The sequence below is a fragment of the Pseudomonas fluorescens genome (genome assembly GCF_041354075.1).
Taxonomy (GTDB): domain Bacteria; phylum Pseudomonadota; class Gammaproteobacteria; order Pseudomonadales; family Pseudomonadaceae; genus Aquipseudomonas; species Aquipseudomonas fluorescens_CE.
This window is the reverse complement of sequence record NZ_JARZGC010000010.1, coordinates 188,940-208,381: the sequence shown is the minus strand read 5'-3', so window position 1 is coordinate 208,381 and position 19,442 is coordinate 188,940. Positions and strand designations below refer to the sequence as shown.

General features: G+C 55.1%; 32 protein-coding genes. All 32 read left to right on the top strand.

Annotated features, from left to right (window positions below):
* Positions 1–3 precede the first annotated feature (3 nt).
* The 32 genes from rpsG (at position 4) to QIW53_RS15665 (ending at position 19,344) form a co-directional block, all read left to right on the top strand.
* Positions 4–477: a 30S ribosomal protein S7 gene (gene rpsG / locus QIW53_RS15820; RefSeq protein WP_027617685.1), complete on the top strand. Its 474-nt coding sequence runs from the start codon at positions 4–6 to the stop codon at positions 475–477.
* Positions 478–507: 30 nt separating this feature from the next.
* Positions 508–2,613: an elongation factor G gene (gene fusA / locus QIW53_RS15815; protein ID WP_371050536.1), complete on the top strand. Its 2,106-nt coding sequence runs from the start codon at positions 508–510 to the stop codon at positions 2,611–2,613.
* Positions 2,614–2,645: 32 nt separating this feature from the next.
* Entirely contained in the window at positions 2,646–3,839 is a 1,194-nt protein-coding gene (gene tuf / locus QIW53_RS15810; protein WP_010220303.1) for an elongation factor Tu, read from the top strand.
* Positions 3,840–3,995: 156 nt separating this feature from the next.
* Positions 3,996–4,307, top strand: coding sequence for a 30S ribosomal protein S10 (gene rpsJ / locus QIW53_RS15805; RefSeq protein ID WP_003186070.1), 312 nt, complete (start codon positions 3,996–3,998; stop codon positions 4,305–4,307).
* A gap of 80 nt (positions 4,308–4,387) precedes the next feature.
* Positions 4,388–5,023, top strand: a complete 636-nt coding sequence (gene rplC / locus QIW53_RS15800; protein WP_085728002.1) for a 50S ribosomal protein L3 — start codon at positions 4,388–4,390, stop codon at positions 5,021–5,023.
* A gap of 12 nt (positions 5,024–5,035) precedes the next feature.
* Positions 5,036–5,638: a 50S ribosomal protein L4 gene (rplD, locus tag QIW53_RS15795; protein WP_007924200.1), complete on the top strand. Its 603-nt coding sequence runs from the start codon at positions 5,036–5,038 to the stop codon at positions 5,636–5,638.
* The gene (gene rplW / locus QIW53_RS15790; protein WP_002555488.1) at positions 5,635–5,934 is read left to right on the top strand and encodes a 50S ribosomal protein L23; all 300 of its coding nucleotides are present in this window, start codon (positions 5,635–5,637) and stop codon (positions 5,932–5,934) included. Before rplD ends, rplW begins: the two co-directional genes overlap by 4 nt.
* 14 nt (positions 5,935–5,948) lie before the next feature.
* On the top strand, positions 5,949–6,773 hold the full coding sequence (rplB, locus tag QIW53_RS15785; RefSeq protein WP_007924198.1) for a 50S ribosomal protein L2: 825 nt from the start codon (positions 5,949–5,951) through the stop codon (positions 6,771–6,773).
* A 16-nt stretch (positions 6,774–6,789) separates the two neighbouring features.
* Positions 6,790–7,065, top strand: a complete 276-nt coding sequence (gene rpsS, locus QIW53_RS15780; RefSeq protein WP_085585806.1) for a 30S ribosomal protein S19 — start codon at positions 6,790–6,792, stop codon at positions 7,063–7,065.
* An 11-nt stretch (positions 7,066–7,076) separates the two neighbouring features.
* Entirely contained in the window at positions 7,077–7,409 is a 333-nt protein-coding gene (rplV, locus tag QIW53_RS15775; protein WP_003103908.1) for a 50S ribosomal protein L22, read from the top strand.
* Positions 7,410–7,422: 13 nt separating this feature from the next.
* Complete coding sequence (gene rpsC, locus QIW53_RS15770; RefSeq protein ID WP_007970424.1) at positions 7,423–8,109, top strand: 30S ribosomal protein S3; 687 nt, start codon at positions 7,423–7,425, stop codon at positions 8,107–8,109.
* Between the two features lie 12 nt (positions 8,110–8,121).
* Positions 8,122–8,535 (top strand): 50S ribosomal protein L16, encoded by a 414-nt coding sequence (gene rplP, locus QIW53_RS15765; RefSeq protein ID WP_003228729.1) that lies wholly within the window; start codon positions 8,122–8,124, stop codon positions 8,533–8,535.
* A complete protein-coding gene (gene rpmC, locus QIW53_RS15760) occupies positions 8,535–8,726 on the top strand; it encodes a 50S ribosomal protein L29 (protein ID WP_002555481.1) in 192 nt (63 codons plus the stop codon). The genes rplP and rpmC overlap by 1 nt, the downstream gene beginning before the upstream one ends.
* Before the next feature lie 2 nt (positions 8,727–8,728).
* Positions 8,729–8,995 carry a 30S ribosomal protein S17 gene (gene rpsQ / locus QIW53_RS15755; protein WP_003176419.1) on the top strand — a complete coding sequence of 89 codons (267 nt, stop codon included), beginning with the start codon at positions 8,729–8,731 and terminating at the stop codon, positions 8,993–8,995.
* 23 nt (positions 8,996–9,018) lie between these two features.
* Entirely contained in the window at positions 9,019–9,387 is a 369-nt protein-coding gene (gene rplN, locus QIW53_RS15750) for a 50S ribosomal protein L14 (protein WP_002555479.1), read from the top strand.
* Positions 9,388–9,398: 11 nt separating this feature from the next.
* Positions 9,399–9,713, top strand: coding sequence for a 50S ribosomal protein L24 (gene rplX / locus QIW53_RS15745; RefSeq protein WP_003186046.1), 315 nt, complete (start codon positions 9,399–9,401; stop codon positions 9,711–9,713).
* A 20-nt stretch (positions 9,714–9,733) separates the two neighbouring features.
* Positions 9,734–10,273: a 50S ribosomal protein L5 gene (gene rplE, locus QIW53_RS15740; protein WP_192309352.1), complete on the top strand. Its 540-nt coding sequence runs from the start codon at positions 9,734–9,736 to the stop codon at positions 10,271–10,273.
* 13 nt (positions 10,274–10,286) lie between these two features.
* Positions 10,287–10,592 carry a 30S ribosomal protein S14 gene (rpsN, locus tag QIW53_RS15735; protein WP_003228726.1) on the top strand — a complete coding sequence of 102 codons (306 nt, stop codon included), beginning with the start codon at positions 10,287–10,289 and terminating at the stop codon, positions 10,590–10,592.
* Between the two features lie 211 nt (positions 10,593–10,803).
* The gene (gene rpsH, locus QIW53_RS15730) at positions 10,804–11,196 is read left to right on the top strand and encodes a 30S ribosomal protein S8 (protein WP_003186040.1); all 393 of its coding nucleotides are present in this window, start codon (positions 10,804–10,806) and stop codon (positions 11,194–11,196) included.
* A gap of 12 nt (positions 11,197–11,208) precedes the next feature.
* Complete coding sequence (gene rplF / locus QIW53_RS15725) at positions 11,209–11,742, top strand: 50S ribosomal protein L6 (protein ID WP_025129400.1); 534 nt, start codon at positions 11,209–11,211, stop codon at positions 11,740–11,742.
* 10 nt (positions 11,743–11,752) lie between these two features.
* Complete coding sequence (gene rplR / locus QIW53_RS15720; protein WP_003186037.1) at positions 11,753–12,103, top strand: 50S ribosomal protein L18; 351 nt, start codon at positions 11,753–11,755, stop codon at positions 12,101–12,103.
* Between the two features lie 3 nt (positions 12,104–12,106).
* Entirely contained in the window at positions 12,107–12,607 is a 501-nt protein-coding gene (gene rpsE / locus QIW53_RS15715) for a 30S ribosomal protein S5 (RefSeq protein ID WP_371050534.1), read from the top strand.
* A gap of 2 nt (positions 12,608–12,609) precedes the next feature.
* Complete coding sequence (rpmD, locus tag QIW53_RS15710) at positions 12,610–12,786, top strand: 50S ribosomal protein L30 (RefSeq protein WP_003176408.1); 177 nt, start codon at positions 12,610–12,612, stop codon at positions 12,784–12,786.
* Positions 12,787–12,789: 3 nt separating this feature from the next.
* On the top strand, positions 12,790–13,227 hold the full coding sequence (gene rplO / locus QIW53_RS15705; RefSeq protein ID WP_003228720.1) for a 50S ribosomal protein L15: 438 nt from the start codon (positions 12,790–12,792) through the stop codon (positions 13,225–13,227).
* A complete protein-coding gene (secY, locus tag QIW53_RS15700) occupies positions 13,228–14,556 on the top strand; it encodes a preprotein translocase subunit SecY (protein ID WP_003228718.1) in 1,329 nt (442 codons plus the stop codon).
* Between the two features lie 27 nt (positions 14,557–14,583).
* Positions 14,584–14,700 (top strand): 50S ribosomal protein L36, encoded by a 117-nt coding sequence (gene rpmJ, locus QIW53_RS15695; RefSeq protein ID WP_002555468.1) that lies wholly within the window; start codon positions 14,584–14,586, stop codon positions 14,698–14,700.
* 130 nt (positions 14,701–14,830) lie between these two features.
* Complete coding sequence (gene rpsM / locus QIW53_RS15690; RefSeq protein WP_009045849.1) at positions 14,831–15,187, top strand: 30S ribosomal protein S13; 357 nt, start codon at positions 14,831–14,833, stop codon at positions 15,185–15,187.
* Positions 15,188–15,217: 30 nt separating this feature from the next.
* A complete protein-coding gene (gene rpsK / locus QIW53_RS15685) occupies positions 15,218–15,607 on the top strand; it encodes a 30S ribosomal protein S11 (RefSeq protein WP_002555466.1) in 390 nt (129 codons plus the stop codon).
* 18 nt (positions 15,608–15,625) lie between these two features.
* Positions 15,626–16,246: a 30S ribosomal protein S4 gene (gene rpsD, locus QIW53_RS15680; protein ID WP_122852423.1), complete on the top strand. Its 621-nt coding sequence runs from the start codon at positions 15,626–15,628 to the stop codon at positions 16,244–16,246.
* Positions 16,247–16,268: 22 nt separating this feature from the next.
* Entirely contained in the window at positions 16,269–17,270 is a 1,002-nt protein-coding gene (locus QIW53_RS15675; RefSeq protein ID WP_003186012.1) for a DNA-directed RNA polymerase subunit alpha, read from the top strand.
* A gap of 42 nt (positions 17,271–17,312) precedes the next feature.
* Positions 17,313–17,699 (top strand): 50S ribosomal protein L17, encoded by a 387-nt coding sequence (gene rplQ, locus QIW53_RS15670; protein WP_192309350.1) that lies wholly within the window; start codon positions 17,313–17,315, stop codon positions 17,697–17,699.
* Between the two features lie 196 nt (positions 17,700–17,895).
* The gene (locus QIW53_RS15665) at positions 17,896–19,344 is read left to right on the top strand and encodes a catalase (protein ID WP_371050533.1); all 1,449 of its coding nucleotides are present in this window, start codon (positions 17,896–17,898) and stop codon (positions 19,342–19,344) included.
* Positions 19,345–19,442 lie beyond the last annotated feature (98 nt).

The window sequence follows — 19,442 nt, the reverse complement described above, 5'->3', positions numbered from 1 at the left end:
TCAATGCCAAGACGTCGCGTAGCAGCAAAGCGTGAGATTCTGGACGATCCGAAATACGGAAGCCAAATCCTCGCCAAATTCATGAACCACGTTATGGAAAGCGGCAAGAAAGCCGTTGCCGAGCGTATCGTTTATGGTGCCCTGGAAACCGTTGCAGCTCGTAAGAACGGCACCGATCCCCTGGAACTCTTCGAAAAAGCACTCGACGCCATCGCTCCGCTGGTCGAAGTGAAGTCGCGCCGCGTTGGTGGTGCTACTTACCAGGTTCCGGTCGAAGTTCGTCCTTCGCGTCGTAACGCTCTGGCAATGCGCTGGTTGGTAGACTTCGCCCGCAAGCGCGGCGAGAAGTCCATGGCTCTGCGTTTGGCTGGCGAACTGCTGGATGCTGCTGAAGGTAAAGGTGCTGCAGTTAAGAAGCGTGAAGACGTGCACCGTATGGCTGAAGCCAACAAAGCTTTCTCGCACTACCGCTTCTAATTTTAGCTTTACTAATTTTGCGAGGGCTTTATGGCTCGTACTACTCCGATTAGCCGCTACCGTAACATCGGTATCGTCGCTCACGTGGATGCTGGTAAAACCACCACCACCGAGCGCGTCCTTTTTTACACGGGCAAAAGTCACAAAATGGGCGAGGTGCATGACGGCGCCGCGACCACAGACTGGATGGTGCAGGAGCAGGAGCGTGGTATTACCATTACTTCTGCTGCCATTACCGCCTTCTGGAAGGGTTCCGAGAAGCAGTACCCGCACGAGCATCGCTTCAACGTCATCGATACCCCGGGCCACGTAGACTTCACCATTGAAGTAGAACGTTCCCTGCGTGTGCTCGACGGCGCTGTCGTTGTGTTCTGCGGTACCTCGGGCGTTGAACCGCAGTCGGAAACCGTATGGCGTCAAGCCAACAAGTACGGTGTTCCACGTCTTGTTTACGTCAACAAGATGGACCGTGCTGGCGCCAACTTCCTGCGCGTGATCGGTCAGATCAAGCAGCGTCTGGGTCACACTCCGGTGCCGATCCAGTTGGCCATCGGTTCCGAAGACAACTTCCAGGGTCAGATCGATCTGATCAACATGCAAGCTGTCTACTGGAATGACTCCGACAAAGGTATGGTCCCTGTTCGCAAGGACATCCCTGCCGAGCTGCTGGAGCAAGCCGAAGAGTGGCGCAACAACATGGTTGAGGCTGCAGCCGAAGCCAACGAAGAGCTGATGAACAAGTACCTGGAAGGCGAAGAGCTGTCGATCGAAGAGATCAAGGCTGCTCTGCGTCAGCGTACTATCGCCGGCGAAATCGTTCTGGCCGTTTGCGGTTCTTCCTTCAAGAACAAGGGCGTTCCCCTGGTTCTCGACGCCGTTATCGACTTCCTGCCTGCTCCAACCGACATTCCTGCTATCAAGGGTTCCAACCCTGATAACGAGGAAGAGGAAATGGAGCGTCATGCAAGCGACGACGAGCCGTTCGCGGCGTTGGCGTTCAAGATCGCTACCGACCCATTCGTGGGTACTCTGACCTTCGTCCGTGTTTACTCGGGCGTGTTGAACTCCGGCGACGGCGTGATCAACTCGGTCAAAGGCAAGAAAGAGCGTGTGGGTCGTATGGTGCAAATGCACGCAAACGCCCGCGAAGAGATCAAGGAAGTACGCGCTGGTGACATCGCGGCCCTGATCGGCATGAAGGACGTCACCACTGGTGAAACCCTCTGCAACGCTGAAAAGCCAATCATCCTGGTTCGCATGGACTTCCCGGAGCCGGTTATTTCGGTTGCCGTAGAGCCCAAGACCAAGGATGACCAGGAAAAAATGGGTATCGCTCTGGGCAAGCTCGCTCAGGAAGACCCGTCTTTCCGCGTCAAAACCGATGAAGAGACTGGTCAAACGATCATCTCTGGTATGGGTGAGTTGCACCTGGACATCCTGGTTGACCGGATGCGCCGTGAGTTCAACGTTGAAGCCAACATCGGCAAGCCTCAAGTTTCGTACCGTGAGCGCATCACGAAGAATTGCGAAATCGAAGGCAAGTTCGTTCGTCAGTCCGGCGGTCGTGGCCAGTTCGGTCATTGCTGGATCCGTTTTGCTCCTGCTGACGAAGGTCAGGAAGGTCTGCAATTCCTGAACGAAGTGGTAGGTGGTGTGGTTCCTAAGGAATACATCCCGGCTATCCAGAAGGGTATCGAAGAGCAGATGAAAAACGGCGTCGTTGCCGGTTATCCGCTGATCGGCCTGAAGGCTACCGTATTCGATGGTTCCTACCACGACGTCGACTCCAACGAGATGGCGTTCAAGGTGGCTGCTTCCATGGCGACCAAGCAACTGGCCCAGAAGGGCGGTGGTGAGTTGCTCGAGCCGATCATGGCGGTAGAGGTTGTTACGCCTGAAGACTATATGGGTGATGTGATGGGCGACCTTAACCGTCGTCGTGGCATGATTCAGGGTATGGAAGACACGGTCTCCGGCAAGGTAATCCGCGCCGAAGTTCCGCTGGGTGAAATGTTCGGTTATGCGACCGACGTTCGTTCCATGTCCCAGGGTCGCGCAAGCTACTCTATGGAATTCAAAAAATACGATACGGCTCCGTCGCACATCGTCGAAACCGTTACCAAAAAACAAGGCTGATTCAGCCCCCTTTAGGCTAGGAGTTAATTGTCGTGGCTAAAGAAAAATTTGATCGTTCCCTTCCGCACGTCAACGTTGGCACCATCGGTCACGTTGACCACGGTAAAACCACTCTGACCGCAGCTCTGACTCGCGTCTGCTCCGAAGTTTTCGGTTCGGCAGTCGTTGAATTCGACAAGATCGACAGCGCGCCAGAAGAAAAAGCTCGTGGTATCACCATCAACACCGCGCACGTCGAGTACAACTCGAACATTCGTCACTACGCTCACGTTGACTGCCCAGGTCACGCTGACTACGTGAAGAACATGATCACCGGTGCTGCCCAGATGGACGGCGCGATCCTGGTTTGCTCGGCCGCTGATGGTCCGATGCCACAAACCCGTGAGCACATCCTGCTGTCCCGTCAGGTAGGCGTTCCGTACATCGTGGTTTTCCTGAACAAGGCTGACCTGGTAGACGACGCTGAGCTGCTGGAACTGGTTGAGATGGAAGTGCGCGACCTGCTGAGCACTTACGACTTCCCAGGTGATGACACTCCAATCATCATCGGTTCCGCTCGTATGGCGCTGGAAGGCAAAGACGACAACGAAATGGGCACTACCGCTGTCAAGAAGCTGGTAGAAACTCTGGACAGCTACATCCCAGAGCCAGAGCGTGCTATCGACAAGCCGTTCCTGATGCCAATCGAAGACGTATTCTCGATCTCCGGTCGCGGTACTGTTGTAACTGGTCGTATCGAGCGCGGTATCGTTCGCGTTCAGGATGCGCTGGAAATCGTTGGTCTGCGTGACACCACCACCACCACCTGCACCGGTGTTGAAATGTTCCGCAAGCTGCTCGACGAAGGTCGTGCTGGCGAGAACTGCGGCGTTCTGCTGCGTGGTACCAAGCGTGACGACGTTGAGCGTGGCCAGGTTCTGGTCAAGCCAGGTTCGGTTAAGCCGCACACCAAGTTCACCGCAGAAGTTTACGTTCTGAGCAAGGAAGAAGGCGGTCGTCACACTCCGTTCTTCAAAGGCTACCGTCCACAGTTCTACTTCCGTACTACTGACGTGACTGGTAACTGCGAGCTGCCGGAAGGCGTTGAAATGGTAATGCCAGGCGATAACATTCAAATGACTGTTACCCTGATCAAAACCATCGCAATGGAAGACGGTCTGCGCTTCGCAATCCGCGAAGGCGGCCGTACCGTTGGTGCTGGCGTTGTAGCAAAAATCATCGAGTAATCTCTTCATCGAGATAGCTTGATGCTTTGAAAAAGCCCCCGCTCAGCGGGGGCTTTTTTATTGGGTTGACACCTATCTGGGGCGTCTATAGAATTGCGCCTCCTTTTAACGGGCGTATTGCGCCCGGTGGGAATAGCAGCCGGAGTCTGAAATCCAATGCAAAATCAGCAAATCCGTATCAGGTTGAAGGCTTTTGACCATCGCCTGATCGACCAATCAACCCAGGAAATCGTGGAAACCGCGAAACGTACTGGTGCTCAAGTGCGTGGTCCAATTCCACTGCCTACCCGTAAAGAGCGGTTCACCGTTCTGGTCTCCCCGCACGTCAACAAAGACGCGCGTGACCAGTACGAGATCCGTACTCATAAGCGCGTTCTGGACATCGTCCAGCCAACGGATAAAACCGTTGATGCTCTTATGAAGCTTGATCTTGCGGCCGGTGTGGAAGTGCAGATCAGCCTCGGCTAAGACTCTGTCTTGGTCGTGTAACGCTCTGAAATGGGCGGCCATAGCGGGTGAAAGCCCCGTACACTCATGAGGTTTACAACATGACTATTGGTGTAGTCGGTCGTAAATGCGGTATGACCCGTATTTTCACCGAAGAAGGTGTCTCCATTCCGGTCACGGTCATTGAGATCGAGCCGAATCGCGTCACCCAGTTCAAAACTGAAGAAACCGATGGCTATCGTGCAGTGCAAGTCACTGTCGGCGAGCGTCGCGCTTCGCGTGTAACAGCAGCTCAGGCTGGCCACTTCGCCAAGGCGAACGTTGCCGCTGGTCGTACCGTAATGGAATTCCGCCTTGAAGAAGGCGAGTACCAGGCCGGCGATCTGATCAAAGCTGAACTCTTCGCCGCTGGTCAACTGGTTGATGTAACCGGTCAGTCCAAAGGTAAAGGCTTCCAGGGTACGATCAAGCGTTGGAACTTCCGCGGGCAAGATAACACCCACGGTAACTCCGTATCCCACCGCGTTCCAGGCTCTATCGGCCAGTGCCAGACTCCTGGTCGTGTATTCAAGGGCAAAAAAATGTCCGGTCATATGGGCGCTGAGCGCGTGACCGTGCAGTCCCTCGAAGTAGTGCGCGTGGACGCTGAACGCAATCTGTTGTTGGTCAAGGGCGCTGTTCCTGGCGCTACTGGCGGCAACGTGGTTGTACGTCCAGCAGCCAAGGCTCGCGGTTAAGGGGAAGCTGACATGCAATTAAATGTAAATGACGCTCAAGCGATCGAAGTTTCCGAACTGACATTTGGCGGCGAATTCAACGAGACGCTGGTTCACCAAGCAGTCGTGGCCTACATGGCTGGCGGCCGTCAGGGTAGCAAGCAGCAAAAGACCCGTTCCGACGTTTCCGGTGGCGGCAAGCGCCCATGGCGTCAGAAAGGTACTGGCCGTGCTCGTGCCGGTACTATCCGTAGCCCAATCTGGCGTGGCGGCGGTACCACTTTTGCAGCTCGTCCTCAGGATCACTCTCAGAAGCTGAACAAGAAGATGTACCGCGCAGCAATGCGTTCCATCCTTGCTGAGCTGGTGCGTACTGATCGTCTGGTTGTGGTTCAGGATTTCGCTGTTGAAACCCCGAAAACCAAAGACCTGCTGGGCAAACTGAACAACATGAGCCTGACCGACGTTCTGATCGTGTCGGACGCTGTTGATCAGAACCTGTACCTGGCTGCTCGCAACCTGCCACACGTTGATGTACGTGACGTGCAAGGTTCCGATCCAGTTAGTCTGATCGCATACGACAAGGTGTTGATCACCGTGTCGGCCGTGAAGAAATTCGAGGAGCTGCTGGGATGAACCAGGAACGCGTATTTAAAGTTCTGCTTGGCCCGCACGTTTCCGAGAAGGCTACGGTTCTGGCAGACAAGAAAGGCCAGTTCGTTTTCAAGGTTGCTACTGATGCAACCAAGCTGGAAATCAAGAAGGCCGTCGAAAGCCTGTTCAGCGTGAAAGTAGAGCGTGTTACTACCCTGAATGTTCTGGGTAAGAGCAAGCGCACTGCTCGCGGTCTGGGCAAGCGTAATGACTGGAAGAAGGCAGTTATCTCCCTTCAGCCAGGCCAAGATCTCGATTTCAGCAGCAGTGCTGAGTAAGGAAGGGGTGCATCATGGCAATCGTTAAATGCAAACCGACTTCCCCTGGCCGCCGTTTTGTGGTCAAGGTGGTCAACCAGGAGCTGCATAAAGGCGCTCCTCACGCACCGCTGCTCGAGAAAAAATCGAAGTCTGGTGGTCGTAACAACAATGGCCGCATTACCACGCGTCACGTTGGTGGTGGTCATAAGCAGCATTACCGTCTGGTCGACTTCCGTCGCAACGACAAAGATGGCATCGCTGCCACTGTCGAGCGTATCGAATACGATCCAAACCGTACTGCTCACATCGCTCTGCTGCTGTACGCAGATGGCGAGCGTCGCTACATCATCGCCCCTAAAGGCGTGAGCGCTGGCGACCAGCTGATCGCAGGTGCTCTGGCACCGATCAAGCCGGGCAACGCTCTGCAGCTGCGCAACATTCCAGTTGGTAGCACCGTACACGGCATCGAATTGAAGCCAGGTAAAGGCGCTCAGATCGCTCGTTCCGCTGGTGCTTCGGCTCAGCTGATCGCTCGTGAAGGTGTCTACGTGACCCTGCGTCTGCGTTCTGGTGAGATGCGTAAAGTGCTGGCTGAATGCCGTGCGACCCTGGGCGAAGTCTCGAACTCCGAGCACAGCCTGCGTTCGCTGGGTAAAGCTGGTGCCAAACGCTGGCGTGGCGTTCGCCCAACCGTTCGTGGTGTTGCCATGAACCCGGTTGACCACCCACATGGTGGTGGTGAAGGTCGTACCTCTGGTGGTCGTCATCCGGTATCGCCATGGGGCTTCCCGACTAAGGGCGCGAAGACTCGTGGTAATAAGCGTACCGACAAAATGATCGTCCGTCGTCGCAAGTAAATAGAGGGATACGACAGTGCCACGTTCTCTGAAAAAAGGTCCTTTTATCGATCTTCACCTACTGAAGAAGATCGAAGTGGCGGCGGAAAAGAATGATCGCAAACCGGTGAAAACCTGGTCGCGTCGTTCGATGATCCTGCCACAAATGGTCGGTCTGACCATCGCAGTACACAACGGTCGTCAGCACGTCCCAGTTCTCGTGAACGAAGACATGGTCGGCCACAAACTGGGCGAGTTCGCCGGTACCCGTAACTATCGCGGGCACGTGGCTGACAAGAAAGCCAAGCGTTAAGGGGTTAGGAAATGGAAGTAGCCGCTAAGTTGTCGGGCGCTCGAATCTCCGCCCAGAAAGCCCGCTTGGTCGCCGACCAGATCCGCGGGAAGAAGGTGGGCGAAGCGCTCAACCTGTTGGCTTTCAGCAGTAAGAAAGCCGCCGAGATCATGAAAAAAGTGCTGGAGTCGGCCGTAGCCAACGCCGAGCATAACGAAGGCGCAGACGTTGATGACCTGAAGGTCAGCACCGTTTTCGTCAACGAAGGGCGTTCGCTGAAGCGCATCATGCCACGTGCCAAAGGCCGTGCTGATCGCATCGTCAAGCGGTCTTGCCATATCACTGTCAAGGTTGCTGACAAGTAACGGAGTCGAAGAGATGGGTCAGAAAGTACATCCCATTGGCATTCGCCTGGGAATCGTCAAGGAGCACACCTCCGTCTGGTACGCAGACGGTCGGACTTATGCGGACTATTTGCTCGCAGATCTGAATGTGCGTGAGTATCTCCAAGACAAACTAAAAAGCGCGTCCGTAAGCCGTATCGATATCCATCGTCCGGCTCAAACTGCACGCATCACCATCCACACCGCTCGTCCAGGTATCGTTATCGGGAAGAAAGGTGAAGATGTTGAGAAGCTGCGTCAGGACCTGACCAAGCAAATGGGTGTGCCTGTGCACATCAATATCGAAGAGATCCGCAAGCCGGAGCTCGACGGTATGCTGGTTGCGCAGAGCGTAGCTCAGCAGCTGGAGCGTCGTGTAATGTTCCGTCGCGCTATGAAGCGCGCAGTACAGAACGCCATGCGCATTGGTGCCAAAGGCATCAAAATCCAAGTGAGCGGTCGTCTCGGCGGTGCTGAAATCGCACGTACTGAATGGTATCGCGAAGGTCGTGTGCCACTGCACACCCTGCGTGCCGACATCGACTATGCCAACTACGAAGCTCACACCACTTACGGTGTGATCGGTGTAAAGGTTTGGATCTTCAAAGGCGAAGTAATTGGTGGTCGCCAAGAAGAACTGAAACCACAAGCACCAGCGCCTCGTAAAAAAGCTGCTAAGTAAGGGGTACGCCAAATGTTGCAACCAAAGCGTACGAAGTTCCGCAAGCAGATGACCGGCCACAACCGTGGTCTGGCGTTGCGCGGTAGCAAAGTCAGCTTCGGCGAGTTCGCGCTGAAGTCTGTTGCTCGTGGTCGTCTCACCGCTCGTCAGATCGAGTCAGCGCGTCGTGCTCTGACCCGTCACGTGAAACGTGGCGGCAAGATCTGGATCCGTGTATTCCCGGACAAGCCTATTTCCAAGAAGCCACTCGAAGTTCGGATGGGTAAAGGTAAGGGTAACGTCGAATACTGGGTTGCCCAGATTCAGCCAGGCAAAGTCCTGTATGAAATCGAGGGTGTTTCTGAAGAGCTGGCGCGTGAGGCTTTCGCCCTGGCTGCTGCAAAGCTGCCGCTCGCCACCTCCTTTGTTAAACGGACGGTGATGTGATGAAAGCGAATGAACTTCGTGAAAAATCCGCACAGCAGCTGAACGAGCAACTGCTCGGCTTGCTGCGCGACCAGTTCAATCTGCGCATGCAGAAAGCAACTGGCCAGTTGGGGCAGTCGCATCTGCTCTCGCAAGTTAAGCGTGACATCGCTCGCGTGAAGACTGTGCTCAACCAGCAGGCAGGTAAGTGATCATGGCTGAAGCCGAAAAGACTGTCCGTACGCTGACTGGCCGTGTTGTCAGCGACAAGATGGACAAAACCATCACCGTACTGATCGAGCGTCGCGTTAAGCACCCGATCTACGGTAAATACGTTAAGCGTTCGACTAAGCTGCACGCGCACGACGAAACCAATCAGTGCCACATCGGCGACAAAGTCACTATTCGTGAAACTCGTCCTTTGGCCAAGACCAAGTCTTGGGCGCTGGTTGATGTTCTCGAACGCGCTGTGGAAGTCTAAGGACTAGGGGTCGGAGAAATTATATGATTCAGACTCAATCCATGCTCGATGTGGCCGATAACAGTGGCGCTCGCCGCGTTATGTGCATCAAGGTGCTGGGTGGCTCCCATCGTCGTTACGCTGGTATCGGTGACATCATCAAGGTTACCGTCAAGGAAGCAATTCCTCGCGGTAAAGTGAAAAAAGGCCAAGTGATGACTGCTGTTGTAGTCCGCACTCGTCACGGCGTACGTCGTGCTGATGGCTCCATTATCCGCTTTGATGGCAACGCTGCTGTTCTTCTGAACAACAAGCAAGAGCCGATCGGCACCCGTATCTTTGGGCCAGTGACCCGTGAACTTCGTACTGAGAAGTTCATGAAGATCGTCTCGCTCGCCCCAGAAGTGCTGTAAGGAGATCCGACATGCAAAAGATTCGTCGTGACGACGAGATCATCGTGATCGCCGGCAAAGACAAAGGTAAGCGCGGTAAGGTGCTGAAGGTTCTTGCTGACAACCGTCTGGTTGTTGGTGGTCTGAACCTGGTCAAGCGCCATACCAAGCCTAACCCGATGTCGGGCGTACAAGGCGGTATCGTCGAGAAAGAAGCGCCACTGCACGCTTCCAACGTCGCCATCTTCAATGGCGAAACCAACAAGGCTGACCGCGTTGGTTTCAAAGTAGAAGACGGTAAGAAAATTCGTGTCTTCAAGTCGACCCAAAAAGCGGTTGATGCTTGAACACTGCTAGGTAGAAGACCATGGCACGACTAAAAGAGCTTTACCGGAAGGAAATCGCTCCGAAACTTAAGGAAGAACTTAAGCTTTCGAACGTGATGGAAGTTCCGCGCGTTACCAAGATCACCCTGAACATGGGTCTGGGCGAAGCGATCGGCGACAAAAAAGTCATCGAGCACGCTGTTGCTGACCTGGAAAAGATCACCGGCCAGAAAGTCGTTGTGACCTACGCTCGTAAATCCATCGCTGGCTTTAAAGTCCGTGAAGGATGGCCGATCGGCGTCAAAGTGACCCTGCGCCGTGAGCGTATGTACGAGTTCCTGGATCGTCTGCTGTCGATCTCCCTGCCTCGGGTTCGCGACTTCCGCGGCCTGAATGCCAAGTCCTTCGATGGTCGTGGCAACTACAGCATGGGCGTTAAAGAGCAGATCATTTTCCCGGAAATCGACTACGACAAGATCGATGCTCTCCGCGGTCTGGACATTACCCTGACCACCACTGCCAAGAACGATGATGAAGGCCGCGCTCTGCTGCGTGCTTTCAAATTCCCGTTCCGCAACTGATTGGAGTAGGAAAATGGCCAAGAAGAGCATGAAAAACCGTGAGCTGAAGCGTCAGCTCACCGTTGCCAAGTACGCCACCAAGCGTGCAGCGCTGAAAGCTATCATCGTCGACCTGAACGCAAGTCCAGAAGCGCGTTGGGAAGCTACCGTAGCTCTGCAGAAGCAACCACGTGACGCAAGCGCTTCGCGCATGCGTAACCGTTGCCGCCTGACTGGTCGTCCGCACGGCGTTTACCGCAAGTTCGGCCTGGGCCGTAACAAACTGCGTGAAGCAGCAATGCGTGGTGACGTTCCAGGTCTGGTTAAAGCCAGCTGGTAAGCACCTTCAATGTCAGGGTGGCCAGGATTGCAAGATCCTGACCACCGGTGACCTTGAACTTGAATCAAGCCCCTTTTGGGGCTTGATTCATTTGTGGGGTGTGTCTAGAATACCCGGCTCGCCTGAGCCCGTGCTTTTTTTTGCGCGGTTGTATTCGGCGACACGTAGTAGCCGCAAGGCTAATTTTTTGTGTATTAGGAGCATCTAGCCCATGAGTATGCAGGACCCGTTAGCGGACATGCTAACTCGAATCCGTAATGCCCAGATGGCTGAAAAGTCCGTCGTAAGCATGCCGTCTTCTACTTTGAAGGTAGCTGTTGCCAAAGTCCTGAAGGACGAAGGTTACATTGCGGGTTATCAGATCAGCAGCGAAATCAAGCCACTGCTGTCCATCGAGCTGAAGTACTTCGAAGGCCGTCCGGTCATCGAGGAAGTGAAGCGCGTCAGCCGTCCAGGCCTGCGTCAGTACAAGTCCGTCGATGATCTGCCAAAAGTTCGTGGCGGTCTCGGTGTGTCTATCGTCTCCACCAACAAGGGTGTGATGACTGATCGTGCTGCGCGCGCTGCCGGTGTCGGCGGCGAAGTTCTTTGCACTGTGTTCTAAGGGGGGATAAGCATGTCTCGCGTCGCTAAGAACCCCGTTAAGCTGCCAGCCGGTGTCGAAGTCAAATTCGCAGGCCAACAGCTTTCGGTGAAGGGTGCCAAGGGCACTCTCGAACTGAACGTCCATTCGTCCGTTGAGATCGTTGAAGAAGCTGGTGAGCTGCGTTTCGCTGCTCGCAATGGCGATCAACAAACTCGCGCAATGGCCGGTACCACTCGTGCGTTGGTAAACAACATGGTCCAGGGCGTAAGCCAAGGCTTCGAGCGCAAGCTCCAGCTGGTCGGTGTTGGTTACAAAGCGCAAGCAAAAGGCACAGTGCTGAACCTGGCTCTTGGCTTCTCGCACCCAGTGGATTATGAACTGCCGGAAGGCATCACCGCTGAGACTCCTAGCCAGACCGATATCCTGATCAAGGGCATCGACAAGCAGCTGGTAGGTCAAGTGGCCGCCGAGATCCGCGACTTCCGTCCACCAGAGCCGTACAAAGGCAAAGGTGTGCGCTACGCGGACGAAGTCGTCCGTCGTAAAGAAGCCAAGAAGAAGTAGGGCATAGCAAATGACCGACAAAAAAGTTACTCGACTGCGTCGCGCTCGCAAAGCACGCCTGAAAATGCACGAACTCGAAGTCGTGCGTCTCTGCGTGTTCCGCTCGTCGCAGCACATCTACGCCCAGGTCATTTCGGCCGACGGCAACAAAGTCCTGGCAAGTGCCTCGACTTTGGACAAAGAACTGCGTGATGGTGCCACTGGCAACATCGACGCGGCCACTAAGGTTGGCCAGCTGGTCGCTACGCGTGCAAAAGCCGCTGGCGTCTCGCAGGTGGCTTTCGACCGCTCTGGCTTCAAGTACCACGGCCGCGTCAAGGCGCTGGCTGATGCTGCTCGTGAAGCTGGGCTGGAGTTCTAAGTTATGTCAAATAACGACCAAAAGCGCGACGAAGGCTACATCGAGAAGCTGGTTCAAGTTAACCGCGTAGCCAAAACCGTTAAAGGCGGCCGTATCTTCACTTTCACCGCGTTGACCGTGGTGGGTGATGGTAAAGGGCGTGTTGGCTTCGGCCGTGGCAAGTCGCGTGAAGTGCCTGCTGCGATCCAGAAGGCAATGGAAGCTGCTCGCCGCAACATGATCCAGGTTGATCTGAACGGCACCACGCTGCAGTACTCGATGAAGTCCGCTCACGGCGCTTCGAAGGTGTACATGCAGCCTGCTTCTGAAGGTACCGGTATCATCGCTGGCGGCGCTATGCGTGCCGTTCTCGAAGTTGCTGGCGTTCAGAACGTTCTGGCCAAGTGCTATGGCTCGACTAACCCTGTAAACGTGGTTCACGCCACTTTCAAGGGTCTGAAGGCTATGCAATCTCCTGAGTCCATTGCTGCCAAGCGTGGCAAAAGCGTCAAGGAGATCTTCTGATCATGGCTACCGTTAAAGTAACGCTGATCAAAAGCATGACCGGCCGTATCCCTAACCACAAACTGTGCGTTAAGGGTCTGGGTCTGCGTCGCATCGGTCACACTGTAGAAGTCCAGGATACTCCCGAGAATCGCGGGATGATCAACAAGGCTTACTACATGCTGCGTGTCGAGGGTTAATCGATGAAACTCAATGATCTGAGTCCAGCGCCGGGTTCCCGTCGCGAAAAGCATCGTCCGGGCCGTGGTATCGGTAGTGGTTTGGGCAAGACCGGTGGCCGTGGCCACAAAGGTCAGACCTCCCGCTCCGGTGGCACCATTGCTCCAGGCTTTGAAGGCGGTCAACAGCCGCTGCATCGTCGCCTGCCGAAGTTCGGTTTCGTTTCCCTGAAAGCCATGGACCGCGCAGAAGTGCGTCTGTCCGAGCTGGCTAAAGTGGAAGGCGACATCGTCACCGTGCAGTCCTTGAAAGATGCCAACGTGATCAACGTCAACGTACAGCGCGTGAAAATCATGCTGTCCGGTGAAGTGACTCGCGCTGTAACCATCGGAAAGGGAATCGGCGCCACCAAAGGTGCGCGTGCGGCTATCGAAGCAGCTGGCGGCAAGTTCGAGGAATAAATGGCTAAGCAAGGTGCTCTCTCTGCGCTCGGCAAAGGCGGTATGTCTGAACTCTGGGCTCGTCTGCGTTTTCTGTTCCTGGCGATTATCGTCTACCGAATAGGCGCACACATCCCGGTTCCAGGTATCAACCCGGACCGACTCGCGGACCTGTTTCGACAGAATGAGGGGACCATTCTTAGCTTGTTCAACATGTTTTCCGGCGGCGCGCTGGAACGGATGAGCATCTTTGCACTGGGGATCATGCCGTACATTTCGGCATCGATCATCATGCAGCTGATGACCGCCGTCAGCCCGCAGCTGGAGCAGTTGAAGAAGGAAGGTGAAGCTGGCCGTCGCAAGATCAGCCAGTACACCCGCTACGGCACTGTCGTCCTCGCTCTCGTTCAGGCAATTGGCATGTCCATTGGTCTGGCAGGGCAGGGCGTTGCGTTCACTGGTGACTTTGGCTTCCATTTCGTTGCGGTATCCACGTTTGTGGCTGGCGCGATGTTCATGATGTGGCTGGGTGAGCAGATTACTGAGCGTGGTGTTGGCAACGGTATCTCGATGTTGATTTTTTCGGGTATCGTTGCCGGTCTTCCGAGAGCGATCGGGCAGTCTTTCGAGTCTGCGCGTCAGGGTGATATCAATATTTTCGCCCTGGTTGCCATCGGTTTGCTGGCAGTAGCGATTATCGGTTTTGTGGTGTTCATTGAGCGTGGTCAGCGTCGTATCGCTGTTCACTACGCCAAGCGTCAGCAGGGCCGCAAGGTTTTTGCTGCGCAGACAAGCCACTTGCCGCTGAAGGTGAACATGGCCGGTGTTATTCCGGCCATTTTCGCGAGCAGCATTTTGCTGTTCCCGGCTTCGTTGGGTGCCTGGTTTGGTCAGTCCGAAGGTATGGGCTGGTTGCAGGACATCTCGCAGTCGATCGCTCCTGGTCAGCCATTGAATATTCTGCTGTTTAGTGCAGGGATTATTTTCTTCTGCTTCTTCTATACGGCGTTGATGTTCAATCCGAAAGACGTAGCGGAAAACCTGAAGAAGTCCGGTGCCTTTATTCCGGGTATCCGTCCAGGTGAGCAGTCTGCGCGCTACATTGATGGCGTTCTGACTCGCTTGACCATGTTCGGTGCTCTTTACATGACGGCCGTGTGCCTGTTGCCCCAGTTCCTGGTGGTTGCGGCAAACGTACCGTTCTACCTTGGCGGGACCTCGTTGCTGATCGTCGTCGTGGTTGTGATGGACTTCATGTCCCAAGTACAATCGCACCTCGTTTCGCACCAGTACGAATCCCTGATGAAGAAAGCCAACCTGAAGGGCTACGGCAGCGGCATGCTGCGCTGAGTACCCATAAGGTTCGAGGAGTTGGTGATGAAAGTTCGTGCATCGGTGAAAAAGCTGTGCCGTAACTGCAAGATTATTCGCCGCGAAGGTGTTGTTCGAGTAATTTGCAGCGCGGAACCGCGTCACAAACAGCGCCAAGGCTGAGTGTGATTGTGCTTCAAGCCCGGTAGCTAGTGCGCTACCGGGTTGATTATTTGTTATTACAGCGATATTATCTCGCGCCCTATTTCTTGGCTTCCGGGGCGTAGGTAGCTGTCAATTGGAGTCCCACTGAATGGCCCGTATTGCAGGCGTCAACATTCCAGATAACAAGCATACTGTTATCTCGCTGACCTACATCTATGGTGTTGGTCGCACAACTGCGCAGAAAATCTGTGCAGAGACTGGGGTAAACCCAGCCGCAAAGATCAAGGATCTGAGCGACGAGCAAATTGAACAGCTGCGTGGCGAAGTGGCGAAGTTCACCACTGAAGGTGACCTGCGTCGCGAAATCAACATGAAAATCAAGCGCTTGATGGACCTCGGTTGCTATCGCGGTCTGCGTCATCGTCGTGGTCTTCCAGTACGCGGTCAGCGTACCAAGACCAACGCGCGTACCCGTAAAGGTCCGCGTAAGCCGATCCGCAAGTAATCGCCCCAGCGAATCGACAGGAATTTAATCATGGCAAAACCTGCTGCTCGTCCTCGTAAAAAAGTTAAAAAGACAGTGGTTGATGGCATCGCCCACATCCATGCTTCTTTTAACAACACAATCGTGACCATCACCGACCGTCAAGGTAACGCTCTTTCCTGGGCTACCTCCGGTGGTTCGGGTTTCCGCGGTTCCCGCAAGTCCACCCCGTTCGCTGCTCAAGTAGCTGCTGAGCGTGCTGGTCAAGCTGCGCTGGAATACGGTCTGAAAAACCTCGACGTCAACGTCAAAGGTCCAGGCCCAGGTCGTGAATCTGCAGTTCGTGCTTTGAACGGCTGTGGCTACAAGATCGCCAGCATCACCGACGTGACGCCAATCCCGCACAACGGGTGCCGTCCGCCGAAGAAGCGCCGCGTGTAATCCAGGAGATTGTAAAGAATGGCTCGTTACATTGGTCCAAAATGCAAACTCGCTCGTCGCGAAGGCACCGATCTCTTCCTGAAGAGCGGCGTGCGCGCGATCGAATCGAAGTGCAACATTGAAGCAGCACCTGGTATCCACGGCCAACGCCGCGGTCGCCAGTCCGACTACGGCACCCAACTGCGTGAAAAGCAGAAGGTCCGTCGTATCTACGGCGTTCTCGAGCGTCAATTCAGCGGCTACTACAAAGAAGCTGCTGGCAAGAAAGGTGCAACTGGCGAAAACCTGTTGCAACTGCTCGAATGCCGTCTGGACAACGTTGTATACCGTATGGGCTTTGGTTCGACTCGTGCCGAATCCCGTCAGCTGGTATCGCACAAGTCGATCAGCGTAAACGGCAAAACCGTTAACGTTCCGTCCTACCAGGTTCGTGCTGGTGACGTGGTCGCTGTTCGCGAGAAGGCAAAAAACCAACTTCGCATTGTCCAAGCTCTCGATCTGTGTGCCCAACGTGGCCGCGTAGAATGGGTAGAAGTAGACACTGAGAAGAAGTCGGGCGTTTTCAAGAACGTTCCAGCTCGCAGTGATCTGTCCGCCGACATCAACGAAAGCCTGATTGTCGAGCTCTACTCCAAGTAAGGGCTAGAAAATAGGTGCATCCATGCAGATTTCGGTAAATGAGTTCCTGACACCACGCCATATTGATGTGCAGGTTGTCAGTCCAACCCGCGCCAAGATCACTCTCGAGCCTCTCGAGCGTGGTTTCGGCCACACCCTGGGCAACGCGCTGCGCCGCATCCTGTTGTCCTCAATGCCCGGCTGTGCAGTAGTCGAGGCCGAGATTGACGGTGTACTCCACGAGTACAGCGCCATCGAAGGCGTACAGGAAGACGTAATTGAAATCCTGTTGAACCTTAAAGGTCTGGCTATCAAGCTGCACGGTCGTGACGAAGTTACGCTGACCTTGTCGAAGAAGGGTTCGGGGGTGGTTACCGCTGCCGATATTCAGCTGGATCATGATGTCGAGATCGTTAACCCCGATCACGTAATCGCTAACCTGGCGTCTAACGGCGCCCTGAACATGAAGCTCACCGTAGCTCGTGGTCGTGGTTATGAACCGGCAGACTCGCGTCAGAGCGATGAAGACGAAAGCCGCAGCATTGGTCGCTTGCAGCTCGACTCTTCGTTCAGCCCGGTTCGCCGTATCGCATACGTGGTGGAAAACGCCCGTGTCGAACAGCGTACCAACCTGGACAAGCTGGTTATTGATCTGGAAACCAACGGTACCCTGGATCCTGAAGAGGCTATCCGTCGTGCTGCAACCATTCTGCAACAGCAGTTGGCTGCGTTCGTCGACCTCAAAGGTGACAGTGAGCCTGTGGTTGTCGAGCAGGAAGACGAGATCGATCCGATCCTGCTTCGCCCGGTTGACGATCTGGAACTGACTGTACGTTCGGCCAACTGCCTTAAGGCGGAAAACATCTACTACATCGGCGACCTGATTCAGCGTACCGAAGTAGAGCTGTTGAAGACTCCGAACCTGGGCAAGAAATCCTTGACTGAAATCAAGGACGTTCTGGCCTCCCGCGGTCTGTCCCTCGGCATGCGCCTCGACAACTGGCCGCCTGCAAGTCTTAAGAAGGACGACAAGGCGACTGCCTGATCGTCGTAATCACCGAACGTTGTGTTTGGTAAGGAATGAACCATGCGTCATCGTAAAAGTGGTCGTCACCTGAGCCGCACCAGCTCGCACCGCAAGGCCATGTTTCAAAACATGGCGGTGTCGCTGTTCGAGCACGAGCTGATCAAAACTACACTGCCAAAAGCCAAAGAACTGCGCCGCGTTGCCGAGCCGCTGATCACTTTGGCCAAGATCGACAGCGTTGCTAACCGCCGTCTGGCTTTCGACCGTACTCGTTCGAAAGCTATCGTTGGTAAGCTCTTCAACGACCTGGGCAAGCGTTACGCTACCCGTGAGGGTGGCTACCTGCGCATCCTCAAGTGCGGTTTCCGCGCTGGCGACAACGCGCCTATGGCGTACGTCGAGTTGGTTGATCGTGCTGTCGGCGGTGAAGCTGTATCCGCTGAGTAAGGCGTCAGTCTGAAACAGGAAACCGGGCCTAGTGCCCGGTTTTTTGTGGGCGGTCGAAAAGTTTGTCGCCCTGTTATTACATTAGATTCTTTCTATCGACAACCATGTCTTAATGAATTTGTAGGTGTAACATTTCTGATCAATACTCCCTCTCAGCCGATTAGCCGGTAGTTAAGACTGAAGAGGAAGAGATCGCATGAGCCAGAATAAAATACTCACCACCGCCAGTGGCGCTCCTGTCGCCGATAACCAGAATTCCCGCTCCGCCGGCCCTCGCGGTCCGCTGCTCCTCGACGACTTCCATTTGCTGGAAAAACTCGCGCATTTCAACCGCGAGAACATTCCGGAACGTCGTGTCCACGCCAAGGGTTCGGGTGCCTACGGCACGTTCACCGTGACACGGGACATCACCGAATACACCAGCGCCAAATTGTTCGAATCGGTTGGCAAGCAGACGCCGACATTCCTGCGTTTTTCCACGGTCGGTGGTGAGCGTGGCTCGGCCGACACCGAGCGCGATCCACGTGGCTTCGCGCTGAAGTTCTACACCGAGGAAGGCAACTGGGACATCGTTGGCAACAACACGCCGGTATTCTTCATTCGTGACCCGCTCAAGTTCCCGGACTTTATCCACACCCAGAAGCGGCTGCCGCAAAGCAATCTGAAGAGCGCTCAGGCGATGTGGGATTTCTGGTCGCACTCCCCTGAGGCCTTGCACCAGGTCACCATTCTGTTCTCCGATCGCGGCATTCCTGACGGATACCGGCATATGCACGGCTTCGGTAGCCACACCTACAGCCTGATCAGCGCGGGCGGTGAGCGTCACTGGGTGAAGTGGCACTATAAGACCAAGCAAGGGATCAAGAACCTCGCTCCGGCAGAAGCCGCGCGTCTGGCCGGCACTGATCCGGATTACGCCCAGCGTGATCTGTTCGAAGCGATCGAACGCGGCGATTTCCCGAAATGGAGTGTCTGCATCCAGATCATGACCGAGGCCCAGGCTGAGGCGCATTATGAAAACCCGTTCGACGTGACCAAGACCTGGTCGCAGAAAGAGTTCCCGCTGATCGAAGTGGGCGAGCTCGAGCTCAACCGTAATCCGCTGAACTACTTCGCTGAAGTGGAGCAAGCCGCCTTCGGCCCGAGCAATATGGTACCGGGTGTCGGCCTGTCACCGGATCGCATGCTGCAGGGGCGCGTGTTCGCTTACGCCGATGCGCATCGCTACCGTGTGGGCACCAACCACCAGCAATTGCCGGTGAATGCGCCTCGCAGTCCGGTCAACAGCTACCAGCGCGACGGCTCCATGGCGTTTGGCAGCAACGGCGGCGCCGCACCGAACTATGAACCAAACAGCTACGTGGAATCGCCGAAGCAGGCGCCGCGCTATGCCGAACCGGCACTCAAGCTCAGCGGTGTGGCCGATCGCTACGATCATCGCGAGGACACTGACTACTACAGCCACGCTGGCGCCTTGTTCCGGCTGATGAGCGATGCGCAGAAGTCCCTGCTGGTCAGCAATATCGCCGGTGCAATGGCCGGGGTCTCCGCTGATGTGGTCGATCGTCAGCTGCAGCACTTCTTCAAGGCTGATCCAGCGTACGGAGAAGCAATCGCAAAGGCGTTGGGCGTACAGCTTAACTAAGTCTAAACGAGAAGCAGAACCGCCCTCATTTGGGCGGTTTTTGCGTTATTTAGGCTGCTTTTCTCAGAATATCTTCGATTTTATTGCCTCTAGTGAGT